The organism is Micromonospora tarapacensis (assembly GCF_019697375.1).
GTDB lineage: Bacteria > Actinomycetota > Actinomycetes > Mycobacteriales > Micromonosporaceae > Micromonospora > Micromonospora tarapacensis.
In genome coordinates this window covers 2386384-2404692 of sequence record NZ_JAHCDI010000004.1, presented here as the reverse complement: position 1 = coordinate 2404692, position 18309 = coordinate 2386384, and the positions used below count along the sequence as shown (strand labels likewise).

Below are 18309 nucleotides of genomic sequence, written 5' to 3'. Positions count from 1 at the left end.
GGGCGGTGCGGCGAGACTGGCCAGACGGCACACACGAGTTCATCCGGGCTCGTGAAACCGAAGCGGACGCACACGGCCAGTTGGAAAGGGATCAGGTGTTCTGGCGTCCCGGCCCGATGCGACCCGAGCTGTCGGTGGTGTGCATCAGCGCGAATGACTTCACGGTGCACGGCCGGCACCGCCGCGACTGCAAGGCTCCTGACTGTCCTCGCGCGCAGCTCCCAGCGGCGGGGGTGAAGGCGGCGTGAGTCAGGTGACGTTGGCGCGGCGCACGCTCGGTGGTGGCGCTCTGTGGGTGTTCGGCGTGGGCGCGAGTTCCCCGCTGACGGTGTTGGTCGGGGGGATCGTGTCGACGTACGCCCTGACGGGTGTGGTCGGTGTGCCGTTGTCCTTCCTGGTGATCATGGTGGCGTTGGGGTTGCTGGCGGTGGGTTATGTGGCGATGGCCCGGCACGTTCCGCATAGTGCCCCGTTCTACGCCCAGCTCGCGCGAGGGCTGAGCCCGAGACTCGGGGTGGCCGGCGCGGCAGTGGCGCTGCTGGGTTACAACGCGATCCAGATTTCGTTGTACGGCCTGATCGGCGCCACGTTGGCGGGGCTGGCCGGCGGGGTGTGGTGGGCGTGGGCGGCGCTGGTGTGGCTGGTCGTGGCGGTGTTGGGCCGACTTCGCGGTGCCGCGAACGCGAGGGTGCTCGGTGCCCTGTTGGCGGTGGAGTTGGCCACGATCGTGTTGTTCGACATCGCCGCGTTCTCGAATCCGGCCGCCGGTGGGGTGAGTCTGGAGTCGTTGGCGCCGTCGGGTCTGATGACGGCCGGGGTGTCCGGTGCCCTCGCTTTCGGGATGGCCGCGTTCGCCGGTGCGGAGACACCACCGGCGTTCGCGGAGGAGTCCCGCACACCACGGGCGGTCGCCAGGGCGACGTTCGGGGGGATTCTGTTCCTCGGGCTGTTCTATTGCCTTTCGGCGTGGGCGTACGCGACGGCGGTCGGTCCGGGCTCGGTGGTGCTCGCGGCGGCGGACCCGACGCAGTCGCCGTTCGCGGTGCTGGAGCGGGTGTTCGGCGCGGGTGTGGGCACGTTGGCGACCCTGTTGCTGGTGACCAGTGTCGTGGCGGCGATGGTGGCGTTCCACTCGGCTGCGGCCCGGTATGTGTTCGCGCTGGCGCGGGAGCGGGTCCTGCCGGTGGCGATGGCGGCGGTCAGCGGCGGCGCGCACGGCGGGGCGCCGCTGGGCGGCTCGACGGTCCAGTCCGTGACCGCAGCCGTGGTGGTGACAGCCTTCGTGGCAGCCGGCGCCGATCCGATGACCCTGTTCGTGTGGTGCTCGACGATCGGCGCCGTATCGATCATGTTGCTGTTGACGGTGGCGTCGGTGGCCGCGCTGGGATTCTTCGCCGCCGGGCGGGGCGCCAACGAGTCGATGTGGGTTCGGCAAGTGTTCCCCGCCGTCGGGGCCGTGGTGGGCTTCCTGGTCCTCGTGTTCATGGCCGGCAACCTGGCATCACTGCTGGGCACCGCGCCGGGCTCGCCGCTGCCCTGGCTGATACCGGCATTGGTCGCGGGCGCCGGGCTGGTCGGGCTGGCCCGGGGCGAGTGGCTACGCCACGCCGATCCTGACGTCTACCAGCAACTCGGCCACGGCACTCCGAACGCCCTGACCGTGCGGGACCAGCGCCTGGCCGAGCTGGAGGTGTGAGGGCGTGACGGCGGAAACGGCAGGGTTCGCCCGGCACGAAACCGGGACGCGGAGTCCGGCGGATGATCATGAGGCCAGGCTGCAGGACCTCAAACGGGACACGAGTCTGCGGATACAGGCCATCGGGCGGCTGCGGAGAATGAACGTGCAGCACGCGATGCACGCCTGGGAACGTCGCTACCACGACCCGCTCGCCGCCCACGCGCTCGCGTTCCTCTACGCCCAGCCCGACCGGCCGGGTTGGCTGGCCGTGCACGCGGCCACCCGGTTGTGGTTGGCCGGGCCCGAGGCGGCGGATCTGCCGCGGTTGTTGTTCCGGTTGAACGAGGTGGTCACGCAGCGTGGTGGCACACCGTTCGACCCGCGTCGGGATCTGGCCGACCGGGTGGACCCGCAGATGGCCGCCGACGCCTGGTACGTCGGGCTGGCCGTGTCGAGCCTGGACACCCACACCGGCTCCTGGGAGCAGACCCGGGAAAGGGTCGACGGGTACAGCGATGTGCCGGGACTGGTCCGCATCGTGATGACCGACACGACCACGATCACCCTCGACCGGCGCGGCCTGTCCGAGTTCAACACCATGACGGTGCACTCCACGCACGCGCTGAGCTCGTCAATGATCGACGCCCCGTACACATACAACGTCGTCGGTATCGATCAACTCGCCACCGACCCGGAACACACGAATGTGCTGCGGTGGATGGCGGAACTCAACCACAATCTGTGGCAGTCCGACCTCGCCCGCTCCGGCCAGGTCACCCGGCCCGCCGCCGGGCGGGGGCATGATCCACGATCACGGCGGAGGCAGCCGTGATAGCACCGGCCGTCGATGGCCGCGTCGAACCCGAGACCGTCGTAGCGGACCTGCTCGCCAGAGCGCGGGAGAGCCGCCGCTACGACATCGGGTTCCCCGGCGCGCGGGATGTCACCTTCCCCGCCCTGGCCGACATCATGACCGGTCTGCTGCTCAACAACGTCGGCGATCCGTGGGACCTCGGTCACGGCCGCGCCCACACCAAGCACATCGAGCAGCAAGTCGTCGCCATTGTCGCCGACATGCTCCGCGCACCAGCTCAGGCGTGGGGGTATGTCACCGGCGGCTCGTCGGAGGGGACACTGCACGCTCTGGATGAGGCGTGGCAGCGCTACTCAGACCTGGTCGTCTACACCTCCGCCGCCGCGCACTACTCGGTCGCCAAGAGCAGCCGCCTTTTGAAGCTGCCGCTGGTGATGGTCCGTACCGACGACACCGGACGGATCGACGTGGCCGACCTGGCGGGGGAGATCGCCCGCCGCCGGCACCGCCCGGCGATGATCGTCGCCACGGCGGGCACCACGATGCGCGAAGCCGTCGATGACGTCGCGGCTATCGCCGCCGCCTGCGACGACCTGGCCGTGACCCGCCGCCGTATCCACGTCGACGCCGCCCTGTCCGGGATCCCGCTGGCATTGCTTCCCGCTGAGACCCGACCCGGGTTCGACTTCACCGCCGGCGCCACCAGCATGGTCATCAGCGGCCACAAGTATTTGAGCACGCTGATGCCATGCGGGGTCCTCGTCTACGCCGAACCGCCCCGCACTCCCGCCGGTGGCCGAATCGCCTACACAGGCAGCGCCGACACGACCATCACCGGATCCCGCTCCGGCCACACCCCCCTGCTGCTGTGGTGGTCGCTGACCACCCTCGGCGTTGACGGACTCCGCCACCGCGCACAGGCCGCCCGCGACCTGGCCACCCATACCTACCGCGAACTGCAGCGGATCGGCTGGCCGGCAGGGCTCAACCCGCACGCGTTCACCGTCACCCTCGACCAACCCCCAGCGCAGGTGTTGGCGAAGTGGGTCCTGGCCAGCGACGGGCACACCGCCCACATCGTCTGCATGCCCGGCGTCACCCAGGACCAGATCGACGAGTTCATCACCGACCTGACCGCCGCCCGCCCGCCCGCGTCACCGGCGGCGCCCTCTCCCAAAGCCCGTGTTCCGCGTACCCGCCTGAGCCGGACAAGGACCTCACCATGACCAACCCACAGACGGTGCCCCGACCGGATCCATCCCTGGTCTCCGCGTTGCACTACCTGCGGTCACAGCCCCGGCTGCGACCGCCGGAGGAGGCCGGCGGGAAGCGGCTCTACCTGCACCGCGGCTGGACCGTCACCCCCCTGCACCCCTACCACGGCGGCTGGATCTGCAATGTCATCTCCGCGCCGGCAGCCGATACCCGCCGGCCCATCAACACCATCGAGATCGCCACCGCCCTACCGGCGGACGCACCCGAACACCCCCTCGACACCGCCGACCACGCCACCTACCTCGCCGTCTGGCGCACCCAAACCTTGATCCACTTCCCGAACGGTCGCCGCGCCGCCCTCGGCCGCTGGCTCACCGAACACGCACCCCCACCACCGGCGTACCCGCTCGCGCAGCCGGGCCTGCCAGCGAGACCGGCGGTCACTCTGGACGCCGTCACCCTGCACCGCCTGATCCTGCAGGTCCACACCACCCGAGCCGGCCTTGCGCAGCTCCTGGGCTTCCACGCCGCGGCCGGGCTCCTTGTTCACGAGCAGCCGAGGCTGTCGCAGCCGCACTGGGGCCAGGCCCAGCTCACCATCCCCGGCTACCACCGGAGCCAATCATGACCGCCCCCGGCGCCGCCATCGGCGTCATCGTGCTTGTCCTCGCGCTCGTCTTCGCCGCCAGCAGCCGAACCACCTGGCTGATCATCCGCTACCGCATCAGCCGGATCGCCGCCACCGCGCTGGTCATTTTCCTCCTCCTCGGGGCTCTCACCCACCTCGCAACGACACCCGAGTAGACCCCGCGACCGCGTCACGAGAGGAACGAAATGCCTGTGTCCACCCTCGCCGTCAGACCCGACACCCCGCCGCCCACACCGGCCGCCGAGTCGGTCGTCAGCCTCGCGGCGTCGGCCGCCGCCATCCTGGCCCTGCACACCGTCGACGAGCAGGGCATGTGCACCCAATGCCGCACCGCCTACGCCCACCTCACACCCCACCCGTGCAGCCAGCACGCCTGGGCGCAGCGCGTGAACCAGAGCGTTCCCGCGCCGGAGACCCTTCAACTGCTCGGCCTTCCGTGCTCCTGACGAGCCCAGGCCCGGTACGGGCCGACCGCCACCGTCGCACCGACGCACGCCATTCCCACCGGCGAGCGGGACCAATGGTCCTGGCGTTGCCCACCACATGACCAGGGAGTATCGATCGTGACCCCCTTCAACCAGCACCCCACGCGTCGCCGCTACAGAACCGCGACGGCGGTCGTCACCCTCGCCGTCGCGGTGGGTGTGCTCGCTGTCGTCGCGGTTCCCCACCTGGCAGCCCAGCCGGCACCACGGCCGAGCGCCGCCCCATCGACCCAGCCGGCTGCCGCGCCGGTCGAGCCGTGCCGGCTACCGGCGGCGACGTCTGCGGCGGACCTGCGCGACCTCGCCCGCGAACCCGCCTCCCCGCCGACGCCCCTGCCGGCATCAACACCCGCCCGCGAACCGCTGCACGCGCTGGTCGCCAGCATCGTCGCGAGCGGCTGCGACGCCACCACCGGCTCCTACGCCCACATCCGCATCCGACAATGGGCCGCCGATACAGCCAGCACCCGCGGCCGGACGCGCACCGTCACCATCCTGCACGACGAACAGCGTTGGCGCGCCGATGACGGCTCCGGCCGCATCATCAGCACCCGACACCCCGCCACCGGCGACCCGACCCACGACCAAACCCACCCCGCCGGTGGACTCCCCGCCGCCGTCACCGGGCCACTGGCCACCGACCCGGCCCTCCTCGCCGGACAGATCAACGACATCCACCCAATCACCGCCATCGGCCCCCCGGCAGCCCTGCGGGCCCTCGCCGACATCAACGGCTGGCACACCCCCAACCTGGCCGTACGCGCCGCCGCCATCGCCGTCCTACGCGACACCGACGGCCTGCTCCACCACGGCACCGTCACCGACCGCGCCGGCCGCCCCGGCATAGCGGTCAGCGCCACCAGCCCCGACAACACCACCCGCGACCTGATCATCCTCGACCCGCGCACCGGCGACCTACTCGCTTCCGAACTGACCCTGCTGCGCGACCCCGGCCAACTCGGCATCACCGAACCCACCGTCGCCGACTACGTCCTCTACCTCGCCCGTACCCGCACCCCCGACCTCGACCCCCGCACGCACGCCGGCCGGTGACCACCATGACCCGACCCGACACCCCCGCGCCCGGGGCGGCTGCGACGACCGACGACCAGACCACCCCGCACCTCGTCGCCATCGGATCGCTGACGACCGACTACATGATCAGACCGCCGGGAGGCGACGGAACCGCCTCGCCCACCGACCAGCTCACACGGCTCATCACCGCGGTGAACGCCGGCCGGATCGACCTCGCCACCCTCCACACCGCCGTCAAGGACATGGCCAACCGGGGAACTGACCACCCGAAACTCGGCGGGGCAGCGTTCAACACCGCAATCGCCGCCGCCTGCTGCCGGCGGGGACTGCGGATCGGATACGTGGGAGTCGCCGGGCGGACGTTCGCACCACCCACTCACCTGCAGCAACTCACCGCACTCGGCATCGATCACCAATTCCTGTTCACCGACCCCAACAGGCAACCCTGCGGACTGCGCGTCACCATCGACCACGACGCGACCACGACCCGCTTCGCCGTCCCCGGCGCGAACCAGTACCTCGGTGACCACCTCACCCGCCACCACGAGGCACTGACCGCCTACCTCGCCGCCGCCCGACTGGTCCACATCACCCCGATCCTCGACACCCGATCAACCCAACACCTCCTGGCCATCCTCCGGACCGCCCGGCACCGCAACCCCGGCCTGCTGATCAGCGTCGACCCCGGACCCGAATGGAGCACCCGCACCGACCGCGCCGTCGTCGGGATCCGCGACCTCGCCTCCCACCTCCTACTCACCCGACCCCAACTACGCGCGCTCGGCGGCGCCACCGACGCCACCGACGCCACCATCGCCACCCGCCTCCTGCGCCGGACCGGCAACGGGGCCGCGATCATCGTCAGGAACCCCAGCAGCACCCGGATCTATCGACACCGCGACGGCTCCCTGCTCACCGAGACCCGCTCCCAGGTCCGGCTACCCGCCAGCACCGCGGGCGAGGCCGGCGCAGGCGCCGCCTTCGCCGCAGGGCTCCTCACCGTCCTCGCCCGCGACCCCACCCAACTCCGCCTCGCCGTCGCCCTCGGCGTCCGGCTCGCCCGACACGCCCTCCACCACCCCGGCACCGCACCCGCCCACTACGCCACCCTCACCAACGAAGTCCTCACCCCCACACCCCGCAGGCCGCACCTCACCTCAGGGCACACCTGATGACCGCCACCGCGCCGACGCCCGAAGCCGTTCCGGTCACCCACGCCTACTCCCACCACAAGCACGGCGATCGACCGGTCGCCGTCTGCACCAGCAGCGACGTCCACCGGCGCCTCGACGACCTCCTCGCAGCCGTCATGGACAGCGCCGACACCACCCGCAGCGTCATCTACCCAACCGGCCGCCCCGACCTGCCTCGCGGACTGCCCGACCACGAACTGGCCACAGTCGCCACAGCCGAGGCCATCAACGCCGGGCCGCGCCACAGCGGCGCCGGGCACACCATCGGCCCCGTGCCGGCAAAGACCGCAGCCCCGCCGACACACCACCGACAGCGGACCACCGGTGACGCACGGGCCCCGCCGCACGGCCGAACGACCGGAAGTAGCCCAACAACACCCAGATTCAGCGAGACGCTTTGGAGGAACATCGACATGTGCGGCATTAACCACAACCTGTTCCCGCGACCGGGATACCTCATCGACATCACCTGCGAGAGCATCGCGGCGAAGGTCCTGTTCACCAGGATGCTGTCTCACCACACCGAGATCGGACTCACCCCCGAGCAGATCACCCGACTGATCGACCTCAACGCCGAGTACCAGGCCGAGCTGATCGCCATCCGGGTGCAGTTCGCCCAGGTCACCGAACAGCTCGAACACAAGCGGGGACGGCTGGACACCCAGACGCTCATCGACCGCAAGGACCTTCTCGACCGCCACGCCGAGCTGTTCCACGCCGAGGAAATCCTGTTCTTCACCTACGGCGCGCGGGGACACGAACTCCTCGGCGACGAGCAGATCGCCACCATCGACCAGATCTACCACGCCGAGAAGGACGCCCGACTCGCCGAACTTCTCCCATCGCTGAACAACGCGGTCGCGCCGCGTTTCCAACTCACGGCCGTCACGGCGTAACGGAGAACTCTCGTGGGTGAGCAGGCCAAGCAAGCACGACCCGCCGAGCAGGCAGGGCAATGGTTGACCCGAGACCGAGACGCCGGTCGCGACAACGCAGACCGCGCCGCGCTCACCGGACTCCTCGCCGACATCCGCGATCGGGTCCTGGACGCGGCCCGGCTGCACCCCGGCCACCACGTCCTCGACCTCGGTGCCGGCACCGGCCTGCTCACCCACACCGCCGCGCGGGCAGTCGCCCCCACCGGATCGATCATCGCACTCGACCTCTCCGCAACCGCGTTAGCGCAGATCAGAACCGATCAGGCGACACAGATCCGGCCAGTCGTCGGCGACGCCTCCCACCTCCCCATCGCCACCGCGACCATCGACCGCGTCGTCACCCGCAGCGTCCTGATCTACCTGCCCGACCTCCCCACCGCGCTCGGCGAGATAGCCCGCGTCCTGCGACCAGCAGGAATACTCTCCGCGTTCGAGCCCATCAACGCCCGCCGTCACCACAACGCCCACCTCGACGGCCTCACCGCCAACGAAAACGAAGCAATCGACGGGCTCCGCCGCCACAGCAGCCCCGCCGCCGGACCCATGATGGCCTTCGACGTCGCGCCGCTGACCACCGCCGCCCTCCACGCCGGTTTCACCGCACCCACCGTGCACGAGACCACCATCATCGACCGGCTCACCAGCCACACCCAGGTCGACGCCTACCTACACCGCCGACCCCACCCCGGCGCTCACAGCCCGATCGACCTGATCACCGGACATCTCGGCGCTGACACCGCCACCCGGTACACCACCGCCTGGCACCACGCCCTGGACCAGGCCACCGACCAGGCCGGCATCACCTTCACGACCCCCGTGCTCTACCTGACCAGCAGCCTGGAACGACGCCACACCGTATAGAAACAATTCCGCCATCGATGAAAGGAAAGACAACGACATGACCCCCACGACAATAGCGGTCGGCCACGACCCGGAACCCGATGCGACGGTTGCGGAACTCCTCGAACGGCAACTGGCACTAAGTCCCAATAGGGCAGAGGGCAACGACCCCAGCTTCACACAGTGGGGCAAGAATGCACCTTTTGTCCAATGGGGAAAGGTCGGCGCCTGGACGTTTACGACCTAGAGCATTCTGAACCCGTAATGGATGCGTGCATGGACTGGCCAGGTGCAACGAGGGGAATGAGATCTGTCATGGAGGATACGCCTACGCGTGACAGCACGGTGGGTTCAGCGCTGCCCTCCGCCGGGGCCGGCGGCATCGCGGTCCGCCACAGCGCACCGGGAATAGATCTGGGCGATCAGAGGCTTCTCGACTCCCTATCGAATAGTTTCGGTCTCCTACTGGCGCAGCCGACCACACGCTGCAATATCGACTGTGCGTACTGCTATCTGCCGGGGCGAGACCGGCGCGATCGAATGTCGGTCGAGGTCGCTGAAGCGATCGCGGACGGCATCGCGGCACAAGGCGCGCAGCCGGTTACCGTTGCGTGGCACGCAGGCGAGCCGCTCGCGACCGGCCGCGACCACTTCAAACGGCTCCTGGCACCGTTCGAGGCGCTGCGCGCGTCGGGTGTGATCGCACACGCCGTGCAGACGAACGCCACCCTGATCAACGACCGGTGGTGCGACCTGTTCGCCGAATACGGCATAGCGGTCGGCGTCTCGATCGATGGCCCAGGGAACATGAACTCGGCACGCCGCGACTGGGAGGGACGCGACACCTTCGACCGGGCGATGCGAGGCATCACATTGCTGAAGACTCATGAGATCCCGGTCACCGTCCTCACCGTGGTCAGCGCGGCGACCGTCGACCGCGCGTCAGAGGTACTCGGATTCCTGAGCGAACTGGGGACCGCCGCCGTCGGCTTCATCTTCGAGGAGCGCGACAACGCGAACCTCGACCGGGGCCGGCCAACGATCACCTTCGAGCAAGCGGTGACATTCTGGAGGGAGGTGATCGCGTACCTGCGCGCCAATCCCGGTTTGCGGGTCCGCGAGATCGCGGACCTCGCACGCTTCCTCAAGCACCAGGAGCCGGCCCTCACGCTGGAGGCCATGCCCACCGTTGCCTTCAACGGCGACGTGGTTGTCACGGGACCCGAACTCGCCGGCGCACCCGCGCCCGAACACGGTAACTTCGTCGTGGGAAACGTCTTGGCCACGCCGCTGCCTACGATCATGGAGCAGATCAGGCAGGTGGACTACGTTCGACGGTTCGCCGCCGGGCTCGCCAATTGCAGGAGGCGCTGCTCGTTCTGGGAGTACTGCGGAGGCGGATGCACCGCCTCCAAGCGATGGTTCGAGCACGGCGCATTCGAAGCCACCGAGACCACCTTCTGCCGCAACCGAATCCAAGCGCCGGTCACGGCGCTGCTATCGGTGATCGAGGAGGAAGGGCCGCACAGCGATACCCGCGCAGGAACCAGGAACGAGCTTCGGCGGATAGCAGGCGACGCCCAGCGCCCGACATAGCTCGATCAATCGCGACCCCATACGAGGAAGGACCCGCGTGTTCACACTCACCCCTCAACGCAGAACGATCCTCGCCGGCCCCACCGTTACGGCCATGTCGACCGCCGACATTGGCCTGTTCGCACAGGAGATCGGGGATCCGAACGTCGGAGTAACCATCCGCGCGGTGTGCACGGGGCACGGCCGCGACCCGAATGGGAGGGCGAATGTCGACTGATGTAGAAATAGCTGAGAACGGCGCCGCTGTGCACGTGCAGGATCCGCCCGACCTCGTCGTCGCCGAGCGCGCCGCGACGGCGTTCCTGACCGCGTTGGGCGTGCCGCTGGACTCTCCGCACTGCCGGGACACTCCCCGCCGAATGGCATCCGCGTTTGCCGAACTGCTGACGCCCCCACGATTCGTCCCCACCATGTTCCGCAGCGACAGCTACGAGGGCCTGGTGGTGGTCCGGGGCATCGCCTTCGCGAGCCTGTGCGCCCATCACGGGCTGCCGTTCATCGGCACGGTCGACGTCGGTTACCAGCCGGCTGGGCAGATCATCGGCCTGTCGAAGCTGGCGTGGGCGGTGCACCTGTACGCCCGCCGGCTGCAAGTTCAGGAGCAGTTGACGGGGCACGTCGCGGACTGGCTCGTCGACACGTTACAGCCGAGGGCTGCCGGCGTTCGGGTACAGGCCGAGCACTTGTGTATGAGCCTGCGGGGGGCTCGCGCACGCGGAGCGGTGACGGTCACCAGCGCGACACGCGGCGCCCTTGTCGACGATCCGCTGCTGCGTCAGGAGTGGGTGATGCACCTGGGCGCCGCTGTCGCCGGAGCACACGACTGCCAGGGTCAGGAGACACGCGATGTATCGGATCAGTAAGCGGTGGACGTTCGATGCTGCCCATCATCTCGACGGGTTGCCGGACGGGCACAAGTGCGCCCGGGTGCACGGGCACACCTGGGCCGTTGAGGTGGTGCTCGCCGCGGCGGCGCTGACCGGGCCGGGGTTCGTGACCGACTTCGGTGAGCTGGCCCCACTGGGCCGCTACATCGACGACACGTTGGACCACCGCGACCTCAACGAGGTGCTGGACGTGCCACCCACCAGCGAAAACCTGGCCCGACATGTGGCCGACTGGTTCCTGGGAAATCTTCAGGCCCAGGTGGCTGGCCGCCTCGTCGCGGTGCGGGTGTCGGAGACACCCACCAGCGCGGCCGAGTACGTGTTGGAGGCGGCGTGAGCACCGCAGCCTCCACGGGCCGGGGCTGGCTGGTGTGTCTGGAAGGCATCGACGGCGCCGGGAAGACCACCGCCGCCGCCGCGCTCGGACGACGGCTACGCGAACGCGGAGTATCGGCGGTGACGGTCGACCGGACCGCCGCCAACTTCTCGTCTGCCTACGTGGAAGGCCACCTGGCCAGGCTGCGGGCGTTGATCTGGGACCACCCACCTGGCGACCCGTATCTGGAGCTGGGTGACCTGCACTGGGTTCACCTTCAGGCCGCCTGGTACCTGGCGGTGGGCCGCTGCGTCGTGGAGCCGCTGCTGGACGCCGGCACGCTCGTGCTGACCGACACCTGGACGCACAAGTTCCTCGCCAAGCTCGCCCTGCGTCCCACCGTCGACTTCGACCGTGCCCGGTCCATTTTCGCCGACGTGTTGCGCCCCGATCTGGTTATCCGGCTGGACATCGACCCGGTTGTGGCGGCGGCCCGCAAGCCGGTCATCACCGCGAGCGAGGCTGGCAACCACGAAGGGCCGGTGGAGCTCACCTCGGCGGGTTTCGTCGCCTATCAGCAGCGGCTGGCCGGTGTGCTGGATGAGTTCGGCGACGCTGCGGGTTGGCTGACGCTGGACGTCACCACGCTGTCCGTCGACCAGGTCGCCGCAGCCCTGGCCGACATGGTGCTCGAACCGCTGGCCACCGCGCACGCGTCGCGGGCGCCGCATCCTGTTGGTGAACGGCGCGCGCCATGACGGCCCGTACCGCCACCCGGCCACTGCTGGTCGCCGAGACGTTCGGACCGACCTTCCAGGGCGAAGGGCCGAGCTGCGGGCAGCAGGCGATATTCGTACGGCTGTCGCGGTGCAACCTGTCCTGCCCGACCTGCGACACCCCCTACACCTGGGACCGCACCCGCTTCGACCTGCGGGCCGAGTCCCGGCCGGTGCCCGGCGACCAACTCGTCGCATGGGTTCTGCGACACCCCACTGACCTCGTGGTGTTCACCGGCGGTGAACCGCTTCTTCAACAGAATCGTCTGCTGCCCGTCGTACAGGAGCTGACCGCCGCGCGGCGGCGGGTGGAGGTGGAAACCAATGGCACGGTGGAACCTCGTCCGGCCCTGGTCGAGGCGGTCGCCGCGTTCAACGTCTCTCCGAAGCTGGACAGTTTCGCCGCCCCGGAAGACGCGGCACGTCGCATCAACCCGCAGGCGTTGCGGGTCCTAGCCGGCTGCGGCAGGGCGGCGTTCAAGTTCGTCGTCACCGACCGCGCCGATCTGGCCGAGATCGCCCGGCTGTGCGACGAGTACCGGCTCGACCCAGTGTGGGTCATGCCAGAAGGCACCACACCGGACCGGATCATCACCGTGATGCGCGAGGTCGCCGACCCGGTGCTGGCCCACGGCTGGCACCTCACCAGCCGACTGCATGTCCTGCTGTGGGGTGACGTCCGTGGCCGCTGACCTGAACGCTGGCCCGGGCCAGGCGACCGCCGGACCGGCGTCAGTTGCAGCGCCCGTGCAGGACAGGGTTTTGCTGGTGGTGGGCAGTGTGTCCACCGACCGGATCAGCACTGCACATCGGCCACCGACCGAGGTCCTCGGTGGCGCCGGTCTGTACGCCGCGCTGGGCGCCGCTGCCGTCGGCGTGGCTTGCCGGGTGGCGCTGGCCGGAGTGGTCGGGCACGGGGTGGCCGCCGACGCCGCCGGCATTATCACTCCACGGGTCGAGCACGGCGGGCTGCTGGCGGTTGCCGGACCAGGGCTGCGGTTCGACATCGCCTATGACCGGGACTGGACGGCGCACTACCGCCTCGACGGCGCTGAGGCCGAGGACGCGGTCGGCCCGCACCTGCTGTCCGACCATCCGTCGCCGCAGGCGGTCCACCTGTGTCCGACCGGTCCGCCCGAGGTGCAGCTCAACCTCGCCACCGCACTACGGGCCGGGCACGCCGGGCAGGTCCTACTGTCGGCGACGACGTTCCGCAACCGGATCCTCGCCGAACCCGAGACCGCCGCAGCGCTGTGGCGGCTGGTCGACCTGTTCGTCTGCGATGTTGCCGAGCTGCGCCTGCTCACCGACACCAGCGACATCGCGGCGGCGCTGCGACTCGCATGCCGGATCACTGGCGACCGGGCCACCTGCGTGACCGACGCCCACCACGGCGGCTACCTCATCGGTGACGGTGCGACCACCCCGATACCGGCGTTCGCGACCCGCACGGTCGATCCGACTGGTGCCGGAGAGAGCTTCGCAGGTGCGGTGGCCGCCGCCCGGATGGCCGGTATCGACCTGCCCACCGCAGTGCGCCTGGGCGCCGCCACCGCGTCGATCACCGTGGAGGACTTCGGGGTACGACGGCTGGCCCTCGCCGACCCCGCTGAGATCCGCCACCGCGCGGCGGCGCTCGCCGGGCAGCAGCGACTACCCGAGGAGGCGACCCATGCCTGATCTCAGAGCCAGGACTGTGCCGGAGTCCGGGTTCGTGGCCGTGGAGGGCATCGACCGCAGCGGCAAGACCACCCTGGTAGCGGCGTTGCGGACCGCACTCGCCGGCCGGGGGTGGCGGGTGGCGGCCCGCGCCGAGCCCAGCACCGGGCCGGTCGGGGTGTTCTTCCGCCAGGTCAGCGCGGACCTGACGCTGCCGGCGTACGCGGCGGCGTTGCTGTCCGCCGCCGACCGCCATCAGCAGCAGCCAACCCTCGCCCACGATTTGGCCACCCACGACCTGGTCGTCTCCGACCGCTACTACCTGTCCGGGCTGGCCTACCACCACGCCGACGGGATCGAACCTGCCGCCTACCGCAGCCTCAACGGCGGCATCCGCCGCCCCGACCTGTACCTGTACCTGGCCGTCACCCCGGCCGTCGCCGCCGGTCGCGGCGAACCGCCGCAGGGTCGGTGGGAACACCCGGACCTGACCGCCCGGCTACCCGCCGCCTACACCGCCGCGATCGACCAGCTCGTTGACGTCGAGCACGCCCGTCTGATCCACATCGACGCCAGCCAACCAGCCCCGCAGGTGTTGTTCGAGGCCCTCGACGCCATCACCGCCGTCGCGTCCGAAAGGAAACCGCAACCATGACCGCTACCGCCATCCCTTCCCGGTGCGACGTGCTCATCATCGGATCCGGCCCAGCCGGCCTGTTCGCCGCCGACCAACTCCACCAGGCCGGTGTCACCGATGTCGTGATCGTGGAGAAGGGCCAGCCGATGACCGCCCGGATCTGTCCGGACGGGTCAGGCTGTGACTGCCGCACCTGCGACGTACTGGAAGGCGAAGGCGGCGCCGGCTCGTTCTCCGACGGGAAGATCACCCTCTCGCCGACCCGTGGTACCCACGGCGCGGCCCTGTTCACCCCCGAACAGGAACGGCTGCTGCGGATCGTCGACGCCACGGTGCGCCGCTTCGTGCCTGACGGGGTGGACTACCCGCCCACCAAGACCTTGACCGCCATGGACGGCCACGACGACGCCGGGCTGACGTTCGAGTCCTACCCGCTGCTGCACATCGGCTCCGACGGGGTGCGGCTGTTCGGACAGCGCTACAGCGCCCACCTCCGCGAACTCGGCATCACCATGCTGACCGGCGTACAGGCCACCGCCCTGACCATCCACCACGGTCGCGCCCGTGGCGCCACCATGGTCGACCGTCGCAGCCGCGTACCGCAGCGGATCGAGGCCGGCGCGGTCATCGTGGCCAGCGGAATGATGGGCACCCCATGGCTGGAGGAACAACTGACCGCTGCCGGGGTGCAACTGGCAACCGGGCCCGCCGACATCGGCATCAGGGTGGAGACCACCGCCGCCGCGCTGGAGCCGTTCATCGGTCAGTTCTACGACTTCAAAGTCCGCCACACCAGCCCGGCCGGGATCGCGCTACGCAGCTTCTGCGTCAACGGCAACGGCTACGTCGTCAACGAATACCACCGCAGCCTCGGCATCCGCGGCGTCAACGGCCACAGCTTCCTCGACCGCGGCAGCGGCCAATCCAACCTCGCCATCCTGGCCACCATCGACACCACGTTCACCGACGACCCCTGCGCATACGTGCGCACCCTCGCCACCGCGATCAACGCCGCCGCCGGCGGCTACCCAATCACCCAACCACTGTCGCAGTTCCTACCCGACCTGACCACCGCACCAGCGCAGGACGTGCACCCCAGCAATCCCAAGACCCGCCCCGGCCGGCTCAACGACGTCCTTCCGCCACCGCTGTACTCCGCGTTCGCCAGCTACCTACGCGCCCTCGGACAGATCCTGCCCCCGGTCCTCGGCTGCGACACCACGATCTATGCCCCGGAGATCAAGTACTACAACTACCGGGTACCGATCGACCCGGACACCTGGGCCAGCAACGACATCGCCGACCTGTTCGTTGTCGGAAACGCGGCCGGCTACACCGCCAGCCTGTCCGCCGCCGCGCTGTCCGGCATCATCGCCGGCCGCGCCGCCGCGACCCGCACCGTTGCAACGAGGTGAACACGTGCGCCCCAGCATGACCCTGCGCTTCGCGCACCAGCCAGACCTGGCCGCCACCATGGACATCCAGATCCCCGCACTCGCCTGGCAGCCGGTCGGCGACGGCCGGTGGAGGCGCACCTACCACCTCGACGGCGACCCGATCCCGGTGGAGGTCACCGAAGCCGACCACGCGCTCCGGTTCTTCTTCGACACCCCGCCGGACACTGCGGCACTCGTCCGGACGAGGCTCACCGACGCGTTCGGCACCATGGTCGGCGACCTGACGCTCGACACGCATCCCACCCTCAAAGCCATCCGCGACCGCTACCGCGGCGTCATCGTCATGACCGCCGCCCCGTTCGAAGCGCTCGTGTTGACCATCCTGTCGCAGAACCGCACCGGCGAGATCGTCCGACAGGTCTACCCCGCGCTGGCCGCAGCGTCCGGCGGCGCCACCCCGCAACGGCTCGCCGCGCTCAGCGTTGACCAACTCGCCGCTCTCATCCGCTCCGCCGGCCCGTACAAGGCATCGCGGCTGGCCGAAACAGCGAAGATCGTGGCCACCATAGGCGTCGACGCGTTCGACCGCATCGTTCGTCAACCCGGCCCGCAGGCGCTGGTCTATTTGGAATCCCTGCCCGGCGTCGCCCACAAAACCGCAGCGTGTGTGCTCGTGTTCGCCGCCGCGACCCGCACCACACTGCCGGTGGACACCCACCTGTTCCGCGTGGTCGACCGCCTCGGCCTGGCCAGCCACGCGGGCCGTAACACCAAGACTGTCCGAGACCAGCTCATCGTCACGCTGCTGCGCTACGGACCAGACCTTGCCCCGGCCCACTTCCTGTTCCTGCTCGTCGGTCGCAGCACCTGCACCGCGTCGGCACCCAACTGCGGTGCCTGCTTCCTCGCCGAGCACTGCCAGCACGCCGCCACCACACCTCCAGGATCGGAGCAGCCATGATCGATCTCGCGGTCATCAGCAGCACGGCGCACCTGGCGGACCTGTCCGCCCACGGGTCGATCGACATGGCGCTGACCCACCTCGTACTCGCCAACCCCGACTACGCCGCCCACTACCGCGACCGGTCCGCCGCCGGGGTGAGGATCCTGCTCGACAACAGCGCCTACGAACTGGAGGCCACCACCGGCGCGGGGATGCCCGCCGCGGCCGTCCTCGACGCCGCAGCCCGAATCAACGCCGCCGTGGTGGTCTGCACCGACGTCCTCTACGACGGCCCGGCCACTGTCGCAACCACCCGCCAGTTCCTCACCGACGCGGCTGATCACCCGTACCAGTTCATGGCCGTCCCCCAGGGCACCACTCGGGCGGAATGGCTCGACTGCTACCAGAGGCTCACCGACCTGGGCGTCGGCCTGATCGGCTTGAGCAAGCTGTCGGTGCCGCGCTGCTTCGCCGCCCCGGTCGCCGAAGCCCGCCTCGACTGCGCTGACATCCTGCACCGCCGCGACGAGCCGGTCCCGCTGCATCTGCTCGGCGGCGACCGGTCACTGCCCTGGGAACTGGCCGAACACCGCCGCCGCAGCCACGACCTGATCACGAGCAACGACTCGTCGTTCGCCTACTGGTACCCCGCCACCGGCGTTGCCGTGGACGAGACCACAGGCCGCGCCGCCCGGGAAGCACCCGGCAAACCCGACCTCACCGGCGGCCGGCTGTCCGCCAGCCAACTCGACACCGCCCATCAGCACATCGCACTGCTGCGCCGCGCCGCCGGCCTCGGCCTGCCCGCCGACACCGACGCAGCTCGCAGGAGCCGACAATGGGCATGAGCAGCTACGTCCACCTCGTCACCCAGGTGGAGGGCCTACACCACTGGCCGAACGCCGAACATCCCGAGCAGTACCTCCGTGCGTCGCACCGGCACCTGTTCGTCGTCACCGCCCAGATTCAGGTCTTCACCCACGACCGTGAAATCGAGATCAACGCGGCAACCCGATGGATGACCGGCGTCCTGGCGAGCTTCGCGGACACGCCGGTCGACGCGGACACCCCGTTGGACTTCGGGCCTCAAAGTTGCGAGCGGCTCGCCGCCCGCCTGGTCGACGCGCTCACCGGCCGCTACGGGCGACACCGCCAGGCCCGGTGCACCGTCACCGAGGACGGGCTCCTCGGGGCCGGAGTCACCTGGGATCCGGCACCTGCAAAGGCATCGGAGCCGGGCTCGTGACCGGC

General features: G+C 69.7%; 21 protein-coding genes. All 21 read left to right on the top strand.

Features of this window, described 5'->3' with window-relative positions:
- Nucleotides 1-244: 244 nt before the first annotated feature.
- The 21 genes from KIF24_RS16880 (at nt 245) to KIF24_RS16780 (ending at nt 18304) form a co-directional block, all read left to right on the top strand.
- Nucleotides 245-1696 (top strand): APC family permease, encoded by a 1452-nt coding sequence (locus KIF24_RS16880; RefSeq protein ID WP_221084863.1) that lies wholly within the window; start codon nt 245-247, stop codon nt 1694-1696.
- 139 nt (nt 1697-1835) lie between these two features.
- The gene (locus KIF24_RS16875; protein WP_221084862.1) at nt 1836-2510 is read left to right on the top strand and encodes a hypothetical protein; all 675 of its coding nucleotides are present in this window, start codon (nt 1836-1838) and stop codon (nt 2508-2510) included.
- Nucleotides 2507-3718, top strand: a complete 1212-nt coding sequence (locus KIF24_RS16870) for a pyridoxal-dependent decarboxylase (protein WP_221084861.1) — start codon at nt 2507-2509, stop codon at nt 3716-3718. Before KIF24_RS16875 ends, KIF24_RS16870 begins: the two co-directional genes overlap by 4 nt.
- Nucleotides 3715-4335, top strand: coding sequence for a hypothetical protein (locus KIF24_RS16865; RefSeq protein WP_221084860.1), 621 nt, complete (start codon nt 3715-3717; stop codon nt 4333-4335). Before KIF24_RS16870 ends, KIF24_RS16865 begins: the two co-directional genes overlap by 4 nt.
- Nucleotides 4332-4511 carry a hypothetical protein gene (locus KIF24_RS16860; RefSeq protein WP_221084859.1) on the top strand — a complete coding sequence of 60 codons (180 nt, stop codon included), beginning with the start codon at nt 4332-4334 and terminating at the stop codon, nt 4509-4511. Before KIF24_RS16865 ends, KIF24_RS16860 begins: the two co-directional genes overlap by 4 nt.
- Nucleotides 4512-4541: 30 nt before the next feature.
- Nucleotides 4542-4802, top strand: coding sequence for a hypothetical protein (locus tag KIF24_RS16855; RefSeq protein ID WP_221087672.1), 261 nt, complete (start codon nt 4542-4544; stop codon nt 4800-4802).
- A gap of 117 nt (nt 4803-4919) precedes the next feature.
- Nucleotides 4920-5894 carry a hypothetical protein gene (locus KIF24_RS16850; RefSeq protein WP_221084858.1) on the top strand — a complete coding sequence of 325 codons (975 nt, stop codon included), beginning with the start codon at nt 4920-4922 and terminating at the stop codon, nt 5892-5894.
- A 5-nt stretch (nt 5895-5899) separates the two neighbouring features.
- The gene (locus KIF24_RS16845) at nt 5900-7048 is read left to right on the top strand and encodes a PfkB family carbohydrate kinase (RefSeq protein WP_221084857.1); all 1149 of its coding nucleotides are present in this window, start codon (nt 5900-5902) and stop codon (nt 7046-7048) included.
- Complete coding sequence (locus KIF24_RS16840; RefSeq protein ID WP_221084856.1) at nt 7048-7965, top strand: hypothetical protein; 918 nt, start codon at nt 7048-7050, stop codon at nt 7963-7965. The genes KIF24_RS16845 and KIF24_RS16840 overlap by 1 nt, the downstream gene beginning before the upstream one ends.
- 63 nt (nt 7966-8028) lie before the next feature.
- Entirely contained in the window at nt 8029-8868 is an 840-nt protein-coding gene (locus KIF24_RS16835) for a class I SAM-dependent methyltransferase (protein WP_221084855.1), read from the top strand.
- Between the two features lie 189 nt (nt 8869-9057).
- Nucleotides 9058-10443, top strand: a complete 1386-nt coding sequence (gene amcB / locus KIF24_RS16830) for a cyclophane-forming radical SAM peptide maturase AmcB (protein ID WP_331461164.1) — start codon at nt 9058-9060, stop codon at nt 10441-10443.
- 206 nt (nt 10444-10649) lie between these two features.
- A complete protein-coding gene (gene folE, locus KIF24_RS16825) occupies nt 10650-11306 on the top strand; it encodes a GTP cyclohydrolase I (RefSeq protein WP_221084853.1) in 657 nt (218 codons plus the stop codon).
- Nucleotides 11290-11667: a 6-pyruvoyl trahydropterin synthase family protein gene (locus KIF24_RS16820; RefSeq protein WP_221084852.1), complete on the top strand. Its 378-nt coding sequence runs from the start codon at nt 11290-11292 to the stop codon at nt 11665-11667. The genes folE and KIF24_RS16820 overlap by 17 nt, the downstream gene beginning before the upstream one ends.
- Entirely contained in the window at nt 11664-12404 is a 741-nt protein-coding gene (locus KIF24_RS16815; RefSeq protein ID WP_221084851.1) for a hypothetical protein, read from the top strand. Before KIF24_RS16820 ends, KIF24_RS16815 begins: the two co-directional genes overlap by 4 nt.
- Nucleotides 12401-13114: a 7-carboxy-7-deazaguanine synthase QueE gene (locus KIF24_RS16810; RefSeq protein WP_221084850.1), complete on the top strand. Its 714-nt coding sequence runs from the start codon at nt 12401-12403 to the stop codon at nt 13112-13114. The genes KIF24_RS16815 and KIF24_RS16810 overlap by 4 nt, the downstream gene beginning before the upstream one ends.
- 76 nt (nt 13115-13190) lie before the next feature.
- Nucleotides 13191-14102, top strand: a complete 912-nt coding sequence (locus KIF24_RS16805) for a carbohydrate kinase family protein (protein WP_221084849.1) — start codon at nt 13191-13193, stop codon at nt 14100-14102.
- Nucleotides 14095-14736, top strand: coding sequence for a dTMP kinase (tmk, locus tag KIF24_RS16800; protein WP_221084848.1), 642 nt, complete (start codon nt 14095-14097; stop codon nt 14734-14736). Before KIF24_RS16805 ends, tmk begins: the two co-directional genes overlap by 8 nt.
- Entirely contained in the window at nt 14733-16133 is a 1401-nt protein-coding gene (locus KIF24_RS16795; RefSeq protein WP_221084847.1) for an NAD(P)/FAD-dependent oxidoreductase, read from the top strand. The genes tmk and KIF24_RS16795 overlap by 4 nt, the downstream gene beginning before the upstream one ends.
- Nucleotides 16134-16137: 4 nt before the next feature.
- On the top strand, nt 16138-17076 hold the full coding sequence (locus KIF24_RS16790) for an endonuclease III domain-containing protein (protein WP_221084846.1): 939 nt from the start codon (nt 16138-16140) through the stop codon (nt 17074-17076).
- The gene (locus KIF24_RS16785) at nt 17073-17906 is read left to right on the top strand and encodes a hypothetical protein (RefSeq protein WP_221084845.1); all 834 of its coding nucleotides are present in this window, start codon (nt 17073-17075) and stop codon (nt 17904-17906) included. Before KIF24_RS16790 ends, KIF24_RS16785 begins: the two co-directional genes overlap by 4 nt.
- Nucleotides 17903-18304, top strand: coding sequence for a hypothetical protein (locus tag KIF24_RS16780; RefSeq protein ID WP_230415685.1), 402 nt, complete (start codon nt 17903-17905; stop codon nt 18302-18304). Before KIF24_RS16785 ends, KIF24_RS16780 begins: the two co-directional genes overlap by 4 nt.
- Nucleotides 18305-18309: the final 5 nt, after the last annotated feature.

Coding starts and splice junctions, on each gene's coding strand:
- folE (WP_221084853.1), top strand. CDS start 10,650: ATGTCGACTGATGTAGAAATAGCTGAGAACGGCGCCGCTGTGCACGTG.
- KIF24_RS16840 (WP_221084856.1), top strand. CDS start 7,048: ATGACCGCCACCGCGCCGACGCCCGAAGCCGTTCCGGTCACCCACGCC.
- KIF24_RS16845 (WP_221084857.1), top strand. CDS start 5,900: ATGACCCGACCCGACACCCCCGCGCCCGGGGCGGCTGCGACGACCGAC.
- KIF24_RS16875 (WP_221084862.1), top strand. CDS start 1,836: ATGAACGTGCAGCACGCGATGCACGCCTGGGAACGTCGCTACCACGAC.
- KIF24_RS16810 (WP_221084850.1), top strand. CDS start 12,401: ATGACGGCCCGTACCGCCACCCGGCCACTGCTGGTCGCCGAGACGTTC.
- KIF24_RS16865 (WP_221084860.1), top strand. CDS start 3,715: ATGACCAACCCACAGACGGTGCCCCGACCGGATCCATCCCTGGTCTCC.
- tmk (WP_221084848.1), top strand. CDS start 14,095: ATGCCTGATCTCAGAGCCAGGACTGTGCCGGAGTCCGGGTTCGTGGCC.
- KIF24_RS16860 (WP_221084859.1), top strand. CDS start 4,332: ATGACCGCCCCCGGCGCCGCCATCGGCGTCATCGTGCTTGTCCTCGCG.
- KIF24_RS16820 (WP_221084852.1), top strand. CDS start 11,290: ATGTATCGGATCAGTAAGCGGTGGACGTTCGATGCTGCCCATCATCTC.
- KIF24_RS16795 (WP_221084847.1), top strand. CDS start 14,733: ATGACCGCTACCGCCATCCCTTCCCGGTGCGACGTGCTCATCATCGGA.
- KIF24_RS16855 (WP_221087672.1), top strand. CDS start 4,542: ATGCCTGTGTCCACCCTCGCCGTCAGACCCGACACCCCGCCGCCCACA.
- amcB (WP_331461164.1), top strand. CDS start 9,058: ATGGGGAAAGGTCGGCGCCTGGACGTTTACGACCTAGAGCATTCTGAA.
- KIF24_RS16780 (WP_230415685.1), top strand. CDS start 17,903: ATGAGCAGCTACGTCCACCTCGTCACCCAGGTGGAGGGCCTACACCAC.
- KIF24_RS16785 (WP_221084845.1), top strand. CDS start 17,073: ATGATCGATCTCGCGGTCATCAGCAGCACGGCGCACCTGGCGGACCTG.